This is a genomic window from Paenibacillus sp. MAHUQ-63, assembly GCF_028765165.1.
In the GTDB taxonomy this organism is placed as follows: domain Bacteria; phylum Bacillota; class Bacilli; order Paenibacillales; family NBRC-103111; genus Paenibacillus_E.
Genome location: NZ_JARADB010000011.1, coordinates 54,752 through 71,902, shown reverse-complemented (window position 1 = coordinate 71,902; position 17,151 = coordinate 54,752). Strand labels below are relative to the sequence as shown.

Sequence of the window (17,151 nt, the reverse complement as noted above, 5' to 3'; positions counted from 1 at the left end):
ACATTAATCAGGAGGCTTTCCAACATGTCTAATGTAGACTTACTAGCGGAGCTTGAGCAGCATATTCGCGAGCGTTATGAAATTGCCGAGGACGACGACGATTTTGGCGTTGACGTACATTTGTTCGATTACGGGTTTATCGACTCCATCGGCGCAACGGCGCTGATCGCCCATATTGAGAAAACGTACAACATTCAAGTGACTAACCAGGACTTGATGCTGTATTCCCTGAACACGGTAAGCGAAATTGCCGATTTTATTTCCAAGAAGACTGCGAGGTAACCCACTCATGATGACATGTAGAATTTCGTTGGAGGGCTTGGCCGAAAGCCAGCATGGACAAGTGAAATACGCATCCGCCTTCGCCGATGAGCACATTCAGGATATCGCCCTTGAGGACGGGCATATCGTGATTACGCACAACTCACCCAAAGGCAACGAAGGCATTACCGAACGGGTTCAGCGTCTTATTGAGCGTTTCTCCCACGGTGATTTCGGCTTCAAAGAAAATATCCTGTTCGAGCATAAGGTGGATACGCCGTACGAAGGCGACATTATCGCCGAATTGGTGAAGCGCAAAGCCATCAAGATCTTGGAGCCCGGTCTGTTCATTTTCCGCGAGCCGTTCTCCAGCCTGATGAGATTCCTCGATTACTCGTTCGTGACCAAAATTGCCAAGCGTTTCGAGGGCATGCAGGAAGAGCAATATCCGGCGGTTATTCATAGCCATACACTGAACAAAACGAACCATTTCACCTCGTTCCCTGAGCACATCCATTTCGTTACGCATCTGCGCGAGGATTTGGACGTCATCGAGTCCTTCTCGCAATCGATCCGCGAAGCAGGCGGGTGGAAGCAAGAGGAGCCGCTCGCCCTTGATCCTAACATGGTGAAACCGAATTTCATGATGAATCCCTCCACTTGCTACCATTGCTACGAGGGCTTGGAGAATGAAACGCTCGAAGGAGACGGCATCGTCGTCACAGCTATCGCCAAGTGCCATCGCTTCGAGTCCAAAAACCACAGCGATTTCGGGCGGCTGCTGGACTTCTCCATGCGCGAAATCATTTTCGTCGGCAAGCCTGATTTCGTCAAGGAAAACCGCTTGAAGTCGATCGAGTATCTCAAAGAGTTAGCGGTCGAATGGAACGTCGATTCCATGCTGGAGATTGCCAACGATCCGTTCTTCACGAACGATTTCCAAGTGAAAGCGTCCTTCCAGCGGAATCAGGAGATGAAGTACGAACTGCGCCTGACGATTCCGCACGTGAAGAAGTCTATCGCGTGCTCCTCCGTCAATTTCCACAGCAACACGTTCGGCAATGCGTTTAATATCAAAATGGGCAAGCGCAACGCCGTTACCGGCTGTGTAGGCTTCGGCATTGAGCGTTGGGCGTTCGCCTTCTTGGCTCAATATGGCCTGGACGAGCAGCAATGGCCGGTGGCCTTCCGCGAGCAGTACCATGCTTGGCAGGAGAAGGCGCTGTAAGCTTGCTATAGCCGTCTTCTAACGGGCGAGCTTATCATACCGCCTTACATCAACCCATAACCTTACGCGGGCCCGCACGCCGACCTCTGAACCGTATGGAAGTCAGCTGTGGGCCCCCATCCTAATCCAAGATAATGAGTGATTCCGTTGAAAGCAGCCACCTTCCTGAAAAAGAATAGCTTCGTGCTCGGCCTGCTGCTAGCGATCGTCATCTCCGACCTTCTCGTGTCCTGGTGGAATCCGATGGTTAGCTCGCGCCGTTTCTACAAGAACGATTTTACCAAAACGCTTTATCACCACGGCTGGTCCCAAACGGGTCCGGTTTTCTTCGGTAATTCGGCCGTTACCGGTGCCTATATCGAAGACAAGTCCGACGCCCATCTCGTCGAAATGGGACTGTCCTACGGGAAAATCACGGACCTCCAGGGTATTCTGGAGCATCGTCTATACGATATTCGCGACGAACTCGTCGTCGGCATCGATGTGCATACGATGCTGGACGCGCTCGAAACCGACCCTACTTATCAATGGTTTAAGCCTTGGTACCAGCCCTATGTCTATGCGTACCGCGACTATTTCAGGGATTCCGGCGAAGAATTCGCCCGGCAGTTGCTGAAGGGCAGCCTCGCCTACGAGCCGCGCTGGATCGACAAAGAATTGTACCCCGGCCGCAAGGACGACGCTTTCCTGAAGACCAAATGGGACGATTACGACAAGCGCTTCGGCGCCATGCAGTTGAAAGATTTCCAAGACAATCTCGATGCCATGCAATGGGTGATTCAGTATGCGCAGGACCATCAGCTTCGTCTCCGCGTGATATGGATGCCTTGGAACAAAGGCTATGCCGATCCGCCGTATATGGCTTCGCTCAAAGAAGCCGTCAACAGTCAGCTGAAAGCTGCGAACGTGCCGTTCCTGGATTTGATGCATACGTACGAACCTAAGTACTTTCACGATCTTGTTCACTTGAACCGGGAAGATGGCGCTCCGCTATTCACGAAGGAGGTAGACACATGGTTAAAATCCTTAGGAAAGTAGCCGAGGTGCTCGTCTATCTCGTGATGTTGTACCTGGTTTTCATCTATTTCACCGGCAAAGGCTTATTTATCTACGAGAAATTCTAGAAGCATGAAGCATGCCAAGCGAGGAGTTCACCGTTTATGTTTTATATGCAAATGAACGCAATTATCGCGATGACAGGCATGGTTGCCGTTCTGATGCTCACCCGGAAGTGGGCTGATAACAAACGTATTCTTATGATCATATTCAGCCTCTGCTTTCTGCTGCTGTACAGCCAGAAGCTGCTTGTTTTCTACGGGGCTTTCACCTTGATCAATTATGCCGGTTTCGTATGGCTGTGCAGAACGGCCGTATGGCGCAAAGCACTCTTCATCTTCGCTTTAGCCGCCAATATTATCGGGGTGTTCCTCGGTGTCCGACTATTCGTAATGGGCATCTTCCACAATCCGCTGTTCGAGGCGGTCATATATTTAGGTCTCATCTATAACGTTTTGAAAGTGATCGACGCTTATTATTTCGCTTATTTCTTCGGTAAAGAAGGCCAAGTGCCCGCCATCGATTATGCGAACTACATACTGTTCGTGCCCACCTTCACCTCAGGACCGATACTCAAATTCCGCGATTTCATGGCCGACAGCAAGAAGCCTTATACCGTTGACGCCGCCCTCTTCGAGGCTAGTGTCAAACGCATCATTCAGGGCTTATTTAAGAAAATCGTGCTGGTCACGTGGATGACGGGCATTTTCGATCAAGTGCTGAAGCAGGAACTTCATACGCATCAATCGCTTTTTCTGCTGGTTTGGTTCTATGCGATCATCTACTTCGATTTCTCCGGCTACTCGGACATGGCGATCGGCTTCGGGCGGTTGATGGGCTATACGATGCCCGAGAACTTCAAGCGTCCGTTTCTATCGCCTTCGATGACGCAGTTCTGGCGCAACTGGCACGCGACGTTAGGCGATTTCTTCCGGGACCATATCTTCATGTTCTTCTCCCGCACCGCGCCGTCCCGCTGGGTCGCCTCCGGCTTATCCGTGCTCATCATGGTCTTGATCGGCCTATGGCATGGCTTTACGTGGCTCTATTTCTTTTATGGGCTGTATCACGGCATCATTCTGGCTATCGAAAATCTATTCAAAATCACGACCGTCAACAAAAAGAAAGTGTCCAAAGCTTACTTTTATTTCCGCTGTTTCGTGACCCAAGCTTTAGTAACGTTCTCCGTCATCATTTATAGCTCCAATTACGAAACCGTTCTCCGGATCTATAAAGGCTTGCTTCATTTTACAGGATGATAGTGGTATAATTTGTGTGGTTGTTTACCATTTATGGAGGTGTACCTAATGAAGTTAGGCGTTTTTATGGTTCTGTTCGGTGGAAAACCTTTAGAGGAAGCACTCGATTACGTTTCGGCTAAAGGCTTAGAAGCTGTTGAAATCGGAACTGGGGGCTACCCTGGTAACGCGCATTGCAACCCTAGCGAACTGCTTGCTGATGCAGGGAAATTGAAAGCATTCAAACATGCAGTAGAGTCCCGCGGTTTGACAATTAGTGCACTAAGCGTGCACGGTAACCCGCTGCACCCGCAAAAACCGATTGCCAAAGATTTTCATGATGCCATTATACAAACGATCGATCTCGCTCAGCGCCTTGAGGTGCCTGTCGTTAACACGTTCTCCGGCTGCCCTGGCGACCACGAGGATGCGAAATATCCGAACTGGCCGGTTGCTCCTTGGCCGAATGATTTCCAGGAAATTTTGGACTGGCAGTGGGCGAACAAAGTCATCCCTTACTGGACCGAAACCGGTAAATATGCGTCTGACCGCAATGTGAAAATCGGATTGGAGCTTCATGGCGGATTCTCCGTACATACACCGGCTACCCTTCTCCGTCTGCGCGAAGCGGCAGGCGAAGCCATCGGCGCCAACCTGGATCCGAGCCACATGTGGTGGCAGGGTATCGACCCTGTACAAGCCGTGCAAATTCTCGGCCGCGCAGGCGCGATTCACCATTTCCATGCTAAGGATACATCCATGGATGTCAACAACGTGAACCGCTACGGCGTGACGGACATGCAGTCCTACGCCAACATGCTGGACCGCGCATGGCAGTTCCGTTCCGTCGGCTATGGCCATGACATGAAAGTATGGGCTGACATCATCTCCGCTCTGCGTCTGGTCGGTTACGATTATGTCGTGAGCATCGAGCACGAAGACGGCTTGATGTCCGTTGAAGAAGGCTTCTCCAAAGCCGTTCAAAACCTCCAACAAGTTCTTATCAAAGAACCGCTTGGTGAAATGTGGTGGGTGTAAGCGGGTAACCGCTTAGCCCTCTCTTGCAAAAAAGCCCTCAGGCTTATCGATCTTCCGATCGTGCCTGTGGGCTTTTATCTTGTGAAGCTTGTTTGGGCGTTGAATTACCAGCCGCTAATCATGACATAGTCCATGAAGATGAATACGAGCAATGCCACGGTTCCAAATCCTAATGCAAACAAATTTCTTTTTGGTGAAACCACTTGTCTGATAACTCCGAGTGCAATGATCACTGTGAAGATCAAAACATAAATATCAAAGGCTGTATACGTGCTTGTTGTTGCTGCTGCTTCTGCCGCGAATAACATGGTGAAACCTCCTTCTAATACTCTGTGCAAGGCACACGTCCTGCTATTTTAATTCTATGTTAGCTTGAATGGACACTAGATGCAAGTCATTCGACGCATGTGTAACAAGTTTGTCACCATTTGGTCCTTAGGCCATTACGCAAGTCCGCCTCTTCTGTATAAAATGCCCTGCTTCCCGCTGATTTATAACACGATCCTTATCCGTAACAAAAGAAAAGAACCCCCATGTCCATGCCGGACGCGCAGGTTCTTCATATCAAATATTCATAGTACACATCATCCAACTATACCACCAGCCCGTACATGGACGATGCGTCCTTCTGCTCTTCTATAGGTGTGTGCTGCTGTTCTTTCAGGGCTAACTCCTGTTCCTGCCAAGCCAAAAATCGGAAGGGATCGATGCCTAAAGCAGAAACAATCTCTTGTAGCTCTAACGTCGGTTTCATAATAAGCCTCCATATAGTAGATAGATTTGATTGCTTATATCGCTCGATCATTGAATTGTCAGCTAAAAGATCGTGATGCTTTCGTTATATTCATTATAGGACTAATCACTTATTTTTTGATAGAGGGTTAAATTGTCGAATCCAATTAAGTATTAACAAAACGCAAGGTAAATTAGTCGGAATTATGAACATCCTGGCGGAACACTCGCTTAGGGAGTGAACCCCCGAGAAAAAAAAAGACCCCACGACATCCGCCGTGAGGTCTACTTCCCATCATCGCTCAGCTTAGCTTAGCCGACCGACTCCTCCAACACTTCCAACCGCTTCGCATAGTTCTCCGAGCGCTCCCGATCCCGTTCCAGGATCGGTTTCAAATACTGGCCGGTGTAAGACCCGGCCACCTTCACCACATCTTCCGGCGTACCGGAAGCGACGATCTGCCCGCCTCGGCTGCCGCCCTCGGGGCCCAGATCGATGAGGTGGTCCGCCGTCTTAATGACATCGAGGTTATGCTCGATGACCAGCACCGTTTCACCGTTCTCGACGAGGCGGTGAAGCACCTTCAGCAGACGATCGATATCGTGGATGTGGAGCCCTGTCGTAGGCTCATCCAGAATATAGATCGTCTTGCCGGTGCTGCGGCGGTACAGCTCCGCCGCCAGCTTCACGCGCTGGGCTTCGCCCCCGGACAGCGTTGTTGCCGGCTGACCCAGCGTCATGTAACCCAGACCGACATCCAGCAGCGTCGTCAACTTACGGTGAATGCGGGGCAAGTTCTTGAAGAACTCACAGCCGTCTTCAATCGTCATCTCCAGCACTTCCGAGATGCTCTTGCCTTTATATTTCACTTCCAGCGTCTCACGGTTGTAGCGCTTGCCTTTGCACACTTCGCACGGCACGTAAACGTCCGGCAAGAAGTGCATTTCAATCTTGATAATCCCGTCGCCGCGGCATGCCTCGCATCGGCCGCCCTTCACGTTAAAGCTGAAGCGCCCCTTCTTATATCCGCGGACCTTCGCTTCGCTCGTGTTCGCATAGACATCGCGAATATCGTCGAATACGCCCGTATACGTGGCCGGATTCGAACGAGGTGTACGACCGATCGGCGATTGATCGATATCGATAACCTTATCGACATGCTCCAGCCCGAGAACCTCCCGGTGCTCGCCAGGACGAACCTTGGCGCCGTTCAGGTCGCGAGCCAACGTTTTGAACAAAATTTCGTTAATCAACGTACTTTTGCCTGAGCCGGATACGCCTGTCACACAAGTAAAGACGCCGAGCGGCACCTTCGCCGAAACGTTGCGCAGGTTATTCTCTTTGGCCCCTTTGACTTCGAGCCATTTGCCGTTGGGCTTGCGGCGCGCAGCCGGGATTGGAATAAACTTCTTGCCGCTAAGATACTGCCCGGTAAGCGAGTTGTCATCCTCCATCAGCTCTGCCGGCGTCCCTTGGGCAATTACTTGGCCGCCGTGAATTCCGGCTCCAGGTCCGATATCGATAATGTAATCGGCAGCCATCATCGTGTCTTCGTCATGCTCCACGACGATGAGCGTATTGCCGAGATCGCGCATATGCTCAAGCGTCTGGATCAGGCGCGTGTTATCTCTTTGGTGCAGCCCAATGCTAGGCTCATCCAAAATGTAGAGCACGCCCATCAAGCTCGAACCGATCTGCGTAGCAAGACGAATCCGCTGCGCTTCTCCGCCTGACAACGTTCCCGCCGAGCGGTGCATGGTCAAGTAATCCAGTCCCACATTCACCAGAAAACCTAATCTTGCTCTGATTTCTCTGAGGATCAGATTGGCGATCTTCTGTTCCTTCTCGTTCAGATCAAGCCCGTTGAACCAAGCCTCCGCTTCTCCGATGGAGAGCGACGTCGCATGGGCGATGTTCTTGCCGTTAATCGTTACTGCGAGCGTTTCGGGCTTCAGACGCTGCCCTTTGCACTTCGGACACGGCTTCGTGCTCATGTACGTCTGAATGTGTTCCCGAATCCCCTCAGAGAACGTATCCTTGAATCTGCGTTCCAGGTTGCGAATGATTCCTTCGAACGGAACAAGGGCTTCCTTCGTGGCTCCCATGTCGTTCTCATAGCGGAACCGGATCTTCTCGCCGCCTGTGCCGTACAAAATAACCTTCATCTGCTCGCTGGTCAGCTCCGACACCGGTACATCGCGAGAAATCCCGTAATGTTCACACACTGCAGCCAGGAACTGCGGATAGTAGTTGGATGTGCTTCCCGCCCAGGCTTCGAAAGCTCCCTCTTCGATCGTCAGCTTCGTATCCGGTACAAGCAGATCCGGATCGACAATCATCTGGCTGCCGAGTCCATCGCATTCCGGGCAAGCCCCGAACGGGCTGTTGAAGGAAAACATTCTCGGAGCCAGCTCTTCTACACTGAAGCCGCATTCCGGACAAGCGAGATTCTGGCTGAACATGAGCTCCTCTTGGTCGATAATATCGACAATCACTCGTCCGTTCGCCAGCTTCAATGCCGTTTCCAAAGAATCGGCAAGACGAGTCTGAACATCCTCTTTAATAACAATCCGGTCGACAACGACGTCGATCGAATGCTTCTTGTTCTTATCCAGCTCAATCTTCTCGGCGAGATCCATCGTCTCCCCGTTCACACGCACCCTGACGAAGCCCTGCTTCTGAACATCGGTGAACAGCTTCGTATGCTCGCCTTTGCGCCCCGAAACGAGCGGTGCCAAAATTTGCAGCTTCGTGCGTTCCGGGTATTCCATAATGCGGTCGACCATTTGTTCCACGGTCTGGGAAGTAATCTCAATGCCGTGGGTCGGACAATGCGGACGTCCGATGCGGGCGAACAGCAATCGCAGATAGTCATAAATCTCCGTTACGGTACCCACTGTGGACCGAGGGTTGCGGCTTGTCGTCTTCTGATCAATGGAAATAGCCGGCGACAGACCGTCAATGGAGTCTACGTCCGGCTTATCCATGTTCCCGAGGAATTGTCTGGCATAAGCAGACAGCGATTCGACGTATCTGCGCTGCCCCTCGGCATAAATCGTATCAAAGGCCAGCGACGATTTACCCGAGCCGCTGAGGCCCGTCAGAACGACGAACTTATCGCGCGGGATCGTAACATCGATATTTTTCAGATTATGAGCTCTAGCTCCTTTAATGACGATTTGATCTCTAGACACGTGTAACCTTCCTCTCCTATGTGAAGCTGAAGCCCTCTAGGCTTCAGCTTTCATTTCCATAATAGCGTCACGCAGCTGCGCCGCCCGTTCGAACTGCAAGTTTTTCGCCGCTTCCTTCATTTCGCTTTCCAAACGCTCGATAAGCGACGTGCGGTCTTTCTTCGACATCTTCGCGCCCTTCACGTCCGCCAGATAGTCGGACTTCTGCTCGGCGACCTTCGTCGCCTCAATAACGTCGCGAACTTTCTTGGCGATCGTTTGCGGCGTTATGCCCATCTTCGCATTGTAGGCTTCCTGAATGCTCCGGCGGCGATTCGTCTCGCTAATGGCTTTGTCCATGGATTCCGTTATTTTGTCCCCGTACATGATGACCCGGCCTTCGGCATTACGCGCCGCACGGCCAATCGTTTGGATCATGGAGCGCTCCGAGCGCAGGAATCCTTCTTTGTCCGCGTCGAGAATGGCAACCAGCGAAACCTCCGGCAAATCCAGCCCTTCTCTCAGCAGGTTGATCCCGATCAGCACATGAAAGGTGCCGAGACGCAAATCGCGCAAAATCTGCATCCGCTCGAATGTTTTAATATCCGAATGCAAATACCGCACTTTAACGCCGATTTCTTTGAAATAATCCGTCAAATCTTCCGCCATCTTCTTCGTCAGCGTCGTCACGAGCACGCGCTCGTCCTTCCGGATCCTATCTTGGATCTCCGCAAGCAAGTCATCGATCTGGCCCTTGGTCGGCCTTACTTCAATAATAGGATCGAGCAGCCCCGTCGGACGAATAATTTGCTGCGTCATATACGGGCAATGCTCTAATTCGTAAGGTCCCGGAGTGGCCGATATATATAAAATCTGGTTAACTTTCTCTTCGAATTCCTCAAAGCGCAGCGGCCGGTTATCGAGCGCCGAAGGCAGGCGGAAGCCATGCTCGACAAGCACCTCTTTCCTCGCTCTATCCCCGTTGTACATCGCGCGGATTTGCGGCAGCGTCACGTGCGACTCGTCGACCATGAACAGCATGTCGTCCGGGAAATAATCCAGCAGCGTATAAGGCGTAGCTCCGCGCTCCCGGAACGTGAGCGGTCCGGAGTAGTTCTCGATGCCGGAGCAGAAGCCCATTTCCTGCATCATTTCCATATCGTAACGCGTCCGCTGCTCCAGGCGCTGAGCCTCCAGCAGCTTGCCTTGCTCCTTCAGCTCGGCAAGACGCTCCTCCAGCTCACGCTCGATGTTGACGAGCGCTCGCTTCATCGTATCTTCGCGCGTTACGAAGTGAGACGCCGGGAAGATCGCGATATGCTCGCGTTCGCCGATGATTTCGCCGGTCAGCACGTTAATCTCGGTGATCCGCTCGATTTCATCGCCGAACAGTTCAACTCTTACCGCCTGTTCCCCATGGGAAGCCGGGAAAATTTCCACCACATCCCCGCGAACACGGAACGTCCCGCGCACGAAGTTCAGATCATTCCGCTGATATTGAATATCTACCAGTTTGTGCAGAATCTCGTTCCGCGACTTCTCCATTCCTACGCGCAAAGACAGCAGCATGTTGCCATATTCGATTGGCGAACCCAAACCGTAAATGCACGATACGCTGGCGACGATAATGACATCACGGCGCTCGAATAGAGAGCTTGTCGCCGAGTGGCGAAGCTTATCAATCTCTTCATTGATGCTGGAATCTTTCTCGATGTAGGTGTCAGAGGAGGCGATGTAGGCTTCTGGCTGGTAGTAATCATAGTAACTGACGAAGTAGGAGACGGCATTGTGGGGGAAAAATTCTTTGAATTCGCTGCACAGCTGTGCGGCTAACGTTTTGTTATGCGCAATAATCAAGGTCGGCCGATTCAGCTTCGCAATCACCTGCGCCGCAGTGAACGTTTTCCCTGTGCCCGTAGCTCCCAGAAGCGTCTGGTGTTTATTGCCGGCTTGAATGCTTTTTACGATTTCCTCAATGGCTTGAGGCTGGTCGCCCTGCGGAGAAAATTCGGATACAAGCTCGAATTTCCTTGAGCTTTTGACAAGTTCACTCATCACTAATCACCTGCTCTTATTGATAATAAATCGGACTTTTAGCCTATTCATTTTCTATTTTATGTTTCCGATAAAGAAAGTTATGGAACCTTCCTGCATATATGATGGCAATCATTTACATCCGTCATAAGAATGTTTGTTCTGGTTTTTCCATTATACTCTTTTTAAATCTTTGATGCAAACGGCAATATCTGTTACGGCCTGTCATTTCACCGCGTTTAACCGTTTTTAACAGGCTGCCTGTAGGGCCCAATTCTTTTGATGCTAAATAGGAGTGGTACAGTCATGGATTTGACAACGGTATTAGGTTTAATCTTAGGTCTTGTCGGTTTAATCGGCGGTTACATGTGGGATGGCGGGCACATCAGTTCACTGATTATTCCGAGTGCGATGTTAATCGTGTTCGGCGGAACGTTCGGCGCAGTGGCCGTCTCTTTCCCTCTCTCCATTCTTGCCAAGATCCCCAAGGCGCTCGGCATTGCCTTCCGGGAAGTGAAACGCGATCCCTCCGCAACGATCGAGGAGCTTGTGGATATGGCTTCCATCGCAAGAAGAGAAGGTGTGCTGGCTCTCGAGCAGCGCGCGCAGGAGCATACCAATCCTTTCCTGAAGGATGGTCTGCTGATGGTCGTGGACGGCACGGATCCGGAACTGACGAGACAAATTCTCGAGCTCGAAATGGATGCAATCGAGAGCCAGGTTGATAATATGTCCAAAATTTTCGAAGCCGGCGGCGGCTATGCACCAACGATGGGGATTATCGGTACCGTCATGGGACTGATTCACGTACTGGGCAATCTTGAGGATCCCTCCAGCCTCGGTCCTGCGATTGCAGTCGCCTTCACGGCTACGCTATATGGCGTTATGAGCGCCAATCTGATCTATTTGCCGATTGCCAACAAAATCAAAGTGCGTGGCAAAGAAATGGTCGCCGAAATGGAACTGATGCTTGAAGGCATCCTTGCCCTGCAAGCCGGTGAGAACCCGCAATTGATCAAGAAGAAGCTGACCTCCTTCCTCCACGACAAATCGTCCAAGAAAGCCGCACCGGTAGAGGAGGAAGCCGATTATGGCGCGGAGAAGTAGGAAGAAAGAGGAGCACGTCAATCACGAGAGATGGCTCATCACCTATGCGGATTTAATCACCCTTCTGCTCGTTTTCTTCATCATTATGTATGCCATGAGTAAGGTCGATGTTCAAAAGTATGCCGTTCTTGCACAAGTATTAAACCTGCAATTCCAGAAAGCGGACTCCATCCTGGAGAAAGGCCACGGCGTTAACGGACAGATGACCCCGAAGCAGGGCGATGCTGAGAGCAAGGACCAAGATTACACCAAACGGAGTCTGGACGATCAGAAGGAAGAGAAAGACAAAACCAAGCCGGAAAACAGCGAGAAAGAGAAGCGCGAGAAAGAGCTTCAAGATCTTCTGAAACAGGTACAAGCCTACATTCAGGATCAAAATTTACAGGCTCAAGTATCCGCCAGCGATACGGAACGCGGCGTGGCGATCACTTTGAACGATCTGTTCCTGTTCGATTTGGGCAAAGCCGATCTGAAAGGAGCCTCCGCCCCCATTTTGCAAAAGCTGGCCTCGCTCTTCCCGACGTTGAACAGCAAGGTCAGCATCGAGGGACATACGGACGACATCCCGCTCGCAACGGGCTCCCCCTATAGAGATAACTGGGGACTCTCCTTCGCCCGCTCTCTGTCGGTACTGCGCTATTTCACCGATTCGGCCAAGCTCGACGACAACAAATTCATCGCAACAGCGTATGCGGATACGATGCCCAAAGTGCCGAACGACAGCGAAGAGAACCGCAGCAAGAACCGCCGCGTGGAAATCATCGTTTTGCGCGACGGACTCGCTCCGGTCGGCAGCACCAAATAAACGAAAGGGGGCTGTCCCAAAGGTCAACATTGACCTTGGGGCAGCCCCTTTTGATGTAAGGAAATACGATGCGTTATTTACCCGAAAAGCAGGCCATCCTTTGCGATAGGGGAAATACGATGCGTTATTTAGTCAATTTTGGCCGATAAGTAGAGGTTCACAGACAAATAAAGGCCTGTATTTCCGTTTCCCACCCAAAAGAATCAGATTTAGACAAATAGCGCACTCAATTTCCCTTTTCATAAAAATGAGGATGCCCGTAAGTCATACAAAGGCTGGGGACAGTCTCTTTCTTTATTTACATCGATTTGGTCGAATCATTAGATAACAATCCGGTAATTCGGCCGCGCAAGTAGGATAAGAGATGTACCGGCCGGTGCTCCGTGAAATAAAGCGCCTGCTGGTCCGGCGCCAAAATGATGCCGAGCTGGTGATGATCGCCCGCGAAAATCGCGCGATGCAGGAAGCGAACCTCGCCCTGCTCGTTCAACACCTCCAGCTTGCAGAAGGCGGAATTGAGCCCCATCGCCTGATGCAGGTCGGTCTTCGTTCTCACCTTGTGGCCGTTCACTTTATGAATGAGCTCGCCCACTTGGATGCCAAGCTCCTGGGCCGGACTGTTCGGCACGACCGAGAGCACCATGAGCCCTCTCGGCGAATGCACGTAGAAAGGCGCCTGCTTATCTTCGAGCCATTGATTATACCGAATCAATCCTTCGTGAAGGGCCATGCTCAGCAGCGCGCCGGCGATCAGGACCGGTGGCCAGAAATGCGCAGCAACCGCCGCCCCCAACATGATCAAGCCGTACAAGTATAACAAGTTCGCACTGAAACGGGCCTGCCGTCGAGGAAGCTTGGATATCGTCAGCTCAGTGAAGCCGATCATCGCGGGAAATGCCAGCAGCGTCCAGCCGGAAGCGAGATTCGCTCCGAACAACGTTGCCCATGGCAAGCCTAGCTCACCTCCGCCTGCAGCAGGGACTAGCAGAAACAGTGGTACCGGCCAGAAGCCCTGCAGCTGCTGCCCGCCGATGATTTGCCCGCGCTTCCCTTCCAGGAAGAGCGGTGTCGTCATCCGCGCCCCTTGGTACTGCGTCAGCAGCCCCTCAAGGAGATGCAGGACCGCCACGATCAACAGCAAAGACGGGATGTCCGCGTTAGCCACTATCTTCAGAACCGGCACGGAAGCCGTCAAATCGGCCGCGTTCGGCAGCCAGGACAGAACGGCTTGGGCGACGCCCAGGATCCCCGCGGCATAAGCCAGGCAGAGGAACCGGACCCGCACCATCACCAAAACGATCGTAATGACCCAGAGCAGCAGCACGGCTTCGGCATCAATACTTACACCGACGAACAACAGGAGCACCGAGGCGGCCAATCCGCCGATCCATCCCCACAGCACGGTTCGCCACGTCTCATTCATCAACGAATGCAGCTTCGTATGAAACAGCTTGCGCTCCAACTGAATTTGCTTGCGATAATGCAGTACGATAAAGATGATGCCTATATAGTAAAAAGGATTCATTAACAACTGCCCCGCTGCCTGCAGCAGCCTGTCCAAGAGTTGAATCAGAACATCCATCACGATTCGGTCTCCTCAATAAAATAAAAGTAGGAAGGTTGCCGAAGCATCCTTCCTACAATATTTCGACTGCGACCGCTTATTTCCTGCCGCTGACGGTCAATTTCCAGCAGCTCACCAATATTATTTCCCGAGCTGCTTCTGAATTTGACCAACTGCCGCCTTCAATTGAAGATCGTTCTTAGGCTCGCGAATCTGCGCCAAGAGCAGCTTCTCAATCTTGTTCGCCGTGTCCGTATCGACTTCCCCGGTCATCGGCAAGCCGTTCGTCCGTTGGAAAGCTTTCACGGCCATGGTCGTTTTCTCACTGAAGTAGCCGTCCGAGCGCTCAGGGTTAAATCCTAACCCCGCCAGCATCAGCTGCAGGTTTTTCACATCGTCGCTCGTCGTATCTTGCTTCAGCACCGTTTTCTTCGAAAGCGGAGCCGCTTTGAAATACGCCGGCTGCTCCACCGCGATATCCGGCTGGATACCCGTTTTGTGAATCCAGTTGCCGTTCGGCGTCAACCATTTGTAGACGGTCATTTTGATGTTGCTGCCGTCACCCATTTCCTTCTCGAAAGTGACTTGAACCGTGCCTTTTCCGTAGGACGTTTCACCGACGATCTTGCTGCCGACCGCTTCCTGGAACGCGCCGGCCAGAATCTCCGAAGCGCTTGCGCTGCCCTTGTTGATCAGCACTGTCACCGGATAGCTTTTGCCCGATCCCGTCGAAGGCGTCGGCTCCCGCTTCCCGTCCCGGTTCTCAACCTGTACGATCGGCTTGCCGCTCTTCACGAAAGGATTGACGATGTCGACGACAACGTTCAGCAGGCCGCCCGGGTCATTCCGCACGTCAATGACCAGCCCCTTCATGCCTTTGGCCTCCAGATTCTTCAGCTCTTCCGCGAAGCGTACAGCCGTATTGGAGGAGAATTGGCGGATCTCAATTTTGCCGATCTGGTCCTGCAGCATTTCCGCGTAGACGGTTTCTACGTCGATATTATCCCGAACGACGATCACCTGAACCGGATCGCCCGCTCCTTGACGAAGCAGGTCGAGCTTCGCCTGCGTGCCTTTGGGACCGCGGATTTTCATGACTGCTTGATTCAATGTGAGGCCGTCCAGCTTCTCCCCGTTCACCGAGAGAATGACGTCTTTGGCCTGAATGCCCGCTTTCTCTGCCGGCGAGCCTTTAATGGGAGATACGATTACGAATTTACCTTCTTCGAAGGAAACTTCAGCCCCGATTCCTTGGAACGAAGATGTGATGCTCTCGTCGAACTGCTGCGCTTCCTTCTGATCCATATATACCGTGAACGGATCTTCCAGAGATTCCAGCATGCCGTTGATCGCGCCGTTCACCAGCTTCTCATGATCCGGTTGCTTCAAATATTTGCTTTCAATTAATTGAAACGTTGTGGCAATTTTGCTTAATTCTTTGCTGGAAAGACCCGACGAAGAGCTTATAGCAGCGGCGGCGCTTCCCGTCGGCTGCTCGCTCCGCCCCCATGTAAAGGATGGGTCCACAATCGTCAGCGTGACAATTGAGCTTGCGAACATGGCTAACAAAACAAATACTATGACCGTGCGTCCTTTGAATTGCAAGGCGCGATTCACCTACCTTTTTCCCGTCTGCTTGTAGTATATGACAAGCCCTTCCTGTTTTATAACCAAGTTGTCCTATCGCAAGAACGGTTTGGGATCGGTCGGAGTTTCATTCAGCCTGACTTCGAAATGCAAGTGATTGCCTGTCGATTGGCCCGTAGAGCCTACGCCGGCGATTTTCTCGCCACGTTTCACGACATCGCCGACTTTGACATAAATGCCATCATTCATAATATGGCCGTACAGCGTCCATAATCCATTGCCGTGATCGACGATCACGCAGTTCCCGTATCCGTTCATCCAAGAGGCGTAGATAACGGAGCCGTTCTCGGCGGCAAGAATGCCGGTTCCTTTGGGAGCGCCCAAGTCAATGCCTTTATGATTCTCGCTTCTGCCCGTAACCGGGTTAATCCGGTTCACGAAGTCCGACGTAAGCGGCGCTTGCGCGGCCAGCGGGTAACCCAGCTTGCCTCCCGCATACGTGAATGGCGACTTGGCTTTGGTCGCAGCCCGTTTCTTCGCTTGAAGATCCGCTTCCTGCTTCGCTAATTGTGTGATCAATCTTTCGTTCTCTTCGGAAATCCCCTCAAGAGCCTTCTCTTGCTTCGATAGGGAAGCGATCTTCACTTCCTTGGCTTTTTCCTTCGCCTGCAGCTCGTCTCTCACCACATCGGCATCGGCGTATAGCTTCTTCACCTTCTCCAACTGCTGCTCGGTTTCTTCCTTCTTCTTGGCTACAATCTCTTTATCTTTCTTGTTCGCTTCTAGCACGACCTTATCTTGATTTACAATAGATTTCAAAGCTTCTATCCGATTCAAAAAGTCAGAAAAGCTGGTCGCGCTAAGAACCACATCCATATAAGAAACGAAGCCGTTCATGTACATCAGACGCACTCGTGATTTCAGCATTTGGTCGCGGCTTTCCACCCGGGCTATAGCCTCGTCCAGCTGCTTCCCGTTCTCCTCTAACGTGTCGGAAACCTGGTCAATTTGCTCATTCAACTGAGTCAGCTTCTTGCTGGCTTCATTGACCTGTTGAATCAACGTATTCATGTCTTTCGTAGCTTGATCTTTCTCGTCCTGCACTTTGGAAATTTGATTCTCGGCGTCGTTCGCCTTTTGCTGCGCTGCCGCCTTCTGTTTTTTAAGCTGAGTCAACTGCTGATCGATCTTCTCCGTTGTCGATGCGGCATAACCCGCATATGGGACCGCTAGCGAAGCCGTAATCCCAAGTGTCAGTACCAAGGGTAGAATCTTCTTCTTCAAGCACGTAGCCTCCTCATTTTCAAAACCTGATACGAGTTCCAGA

At 51.7% G+C, this 17,151-nt stretch carries 14 protein-coding genes; 7 read left to right on the top strand and 7 right to left on the bottom strand.

Translation table 11 applies throughout. The annotated features are described in order from the left end of the window. Positions 1-24: 24 nt before the first annotated feature. From PUT07_RS32670 to PUT07_RS32650, 5 genes are all read left to right on the top strand, one after another. Positions 25-282, top strand: coding sequence for an acyl carrier protein (locus PUT07_RS32670; protein WP_274472981.1), 258 nt, complete (start codon positions 25-27; stop codon positions 280-282). A gap of 7 nt (positions 283-289) precedes the next feature. After that, positions 290-1,489 carry a hypothetical protein gene (locus PUT07_RS32665; RefSeq protein ID WP_274472980.1) on the top strand — a complete coding sequence of 400 codons (1,200 nt, stop codon included), beginning with the start codon at positions 290-292 and terminating at the stop codon, positions 1,487-1,489. Between the two features lie 138 nt (positions 1,490-1,627). Continuing rightward, complete coding sequence (locus tag PUT07_RS32660) at positions 1,628-2,527, top strand: hypothetical protein (RefSeq protein WP_379241187.1); 900 nt, start codon at positions 1,628-1,630, stop codon at positions 2,525-2,527. A 122-nt stretch (positions 2,528-2,649) separates the two neighbouring features. Next, positions 2,650-3,804, top strand: a complete 1,155-nt coding sequence (locus PUT07_RS32655) for an MBOAT family O-acyltransferase (RefSeq protein ID WP_274472978.1) — start codon at positions 2,650-2,652, stop codon at positions 3,802-3,804. A 48-nt stretch (positions 3,805-3,852) separates the two neighbouring features. Continuing rightward, positions 3,853-4,821 carry a sugar phosphate isomerase/epimerase family protein gene (locus PUT07_RS32650; protein WP_274472977.1) on the top strand — a complete coding sequence of 323 codons (969 nt, stop codon included), beginning with the start codon at positions 3,853-3,855 and terminating at the stop codon, positions 4,819-4,821. Positions 4,822-4,925: 104 nt separating this feature from the next. Here PUT07_RS32650 and PUT07_RS32645 read toward each other — a convergent pair whose 3' ends face one another. The 4 genes from PUT07_RS32645 to uvrB form a co-directional block, all read right to left on the bottom strand. Next, the gene (locus tag PUT07_RS32645) at positions 4,926-5,129 is read right to left on the bottom strand and encodes a hypothetical protein (RefSeq protein WP_274472976.1); all 204 of its coding nucleotides are present in this window, start codon (positions 5,127-5,129) and stop codon (positions 4,926-4,928) included. A 284-nt stretch (positions 5,130-5,413) separates the two neighbouring features. Further along, positions 5,414-5,575 (bottom strand): hypothetical protein, encoded by a 162-nt coding sequence (locus tag PUT07_RS32640; RefSeq protein ID WP_274472975.1) that lies wholly within the window; start codon positions 5,573-5,575, stop codon positions 5,414-5,416. A gap of 290 nt (positions 5,576-5,865) precedes the next feature. Further along, the gene (gene uvrA / locus PUT07_RS32635) at positions 5,866-8,748 is read right to left on the bottom strand and encodes an excinuclease ABC subunit UvrA (RefSeq protein WP_274472974.1); all 2,883 of its coding nucleotides are present in this window, start codon (positions 8,746-8,748) and stop codon (positions 5,866-5,868) included. A 36-nt stretch (positions 8,749-8,784) separates the two neighbouring features. After that, positions 8,785-10,782 carry an excinuclease ABC subunit UvrB gene (gene uvrB / locus PUT07_RS32630; protein WP_274472973.1) on the bottom strand — a complete coding sequence of 666 codons (1,998 nt, stop codon included), beginning with the start codon at positions 10,780-10,782 and terminating at the stop codon, positions 8,785-8,787. Positions 10,783-11,067: 285 nt separating this feature from the next. On the opposite strand from uvrB, the gene PUT07_RS32625 reads away from it, so the two are divergent. Then, the gene (locus PUT07_RS32625; protein WP_274472972.1) at positions 11,068-11,868 is read left to right on the top strand and encodes a flagellar motor protein; all 801 of its coding nucleotides are present in this window, start codon (positions 11,068-11,070) and stop codon (positions 11,866-11,868) included. Beyond that, the gene (locus PUT07_RS32620) at positions 11,852-12,673 is read left to right on the top strand and encodes an OmpA/MotB family protein (protein ID WP_274472971.1); all 822 of its coding nucleotides are present in this window, start codon (positions 11,852-11,854) and stop codon (positions 12,671-12,673) included. Before PUT07_RS32625 ends, PUT07_RS32620 begins: the two co-directional genes overlap by 17 nt. A gap of 298 nt (positions 12,674-12,971) precedes the next feature. Here the strand turns inward: PUT07_RS32620 and PUT07_RS32615 are convergent, their stop codons facing one another. From PUT07_RS32615 to PUT07_RS32605, 3 genes are all read right to left on the bottom strand, one after another. Beyond that, a complete protein-coding gene (locus PUT07_RS32615) occupies positions 12,972-14,255 on the bottom strand; it encodes a PDZ domain-containing protein (RefSeq protein WP_274472997.1) in 1,284 nt (427 codons plus the stop codon). A gap of 123 nt (positions 14,256-14,378) precedes the next feature. Further along, positions 14,379-15,842, bottom strand: coding sequence for a S41 family peptidase (locus PUT07_RS32610; RefSeq protein ID WP_274472970.1), 1,464 nt, complete (start codon positions 15,840-15,842; stop codon positions 14,379-14,381). A 75-nt stretch (positions 15,843-15,917) separates the two neighbouring features. Then, positions 15,918-17,108, bottom strand: a complete 1,191-nt coding sequence (locus tag PUT07_RS32605; protein WP_274472969.1) for a murein hydrolase activator EnvC family protein — start codon at positions 17,106-17,108, stop codon at positions 15,918-15,920. Positions 17,109-17,151 lie beyond the last annotated feature (43 nt).

Bases quoted from the DNA above. Each gene is read 5' to 3' on its own strand.
- PUT07_RS32620 (WP_274472971.1), top strand. From the start codon at position 11,852: ATGGCGCGGAGAAGTAGGAAGAAAGAGGAGCACGTCAATCACGAGAGA.
- PUT07_RS32655 (WP_274472978.1), top strand. From the start codon at position 2,650: ATGTTTTATATGCAAATGAACGCAATTATCGCGATGACAGGCATGGTT.
- PUT07_RS32650 (WP_274472977.1), top strand. From the start codon at position 3,853: ATGAAGTTAGGCGTTTTTATGGTTCTGTTCGGTGGAAAACCTTTAGAG.
- PUT07_RS32625 (WP_274472972.1), top strand. From the start codon at position 11,068: ATGGATTTGACAACGGTATTAGGTTTAATCTTAGGTCTTGTCGGTTTA.
- PUT07_RS32670 (WP_274472981.1), top strand. From the start codon at position 25: ATGTCTAATGTAGACTTACTAGCGGAGCTTGAGCAGCATATTCGCGAG.
- PUT07_RS32665 (WP_274472980.1), top strand. From the start codon at position 290: ATGATGACATGTAGAATTTCGTTGGAGGGCTTGGCCGAAAGCCAGCAT.
- uvrB (WP_274472973.1), bottom strand. From the start codon at position 10,782: ATGAGTGAACTTGTCAAAAGCTCAAGGAAATTCGAGCTTGTATCCGAA.
- PUT07_RS32615 (WP_274472997.1), bottom strand. From the start codon at position 14,255: ATGGATGTTCTGATTCAACTCTTGGACAGGCTGCTGCAGGCAGCGGGG.
- PUT07_RS32640 (WP_274472975.1), bottom strand. From the start codon at position 5,575: ATGAAACCGACGTTAGAGCTACAAGAGATTGTTTCTGCTTTAGGCATC.
- PUT07_RS32645 (WP_274472976.1), bottom strand. From the start codon at position 5,129: ATGTTATTCGCGGCAGAAGCAGCAGCAACAACAAGCACGTATACAGCC.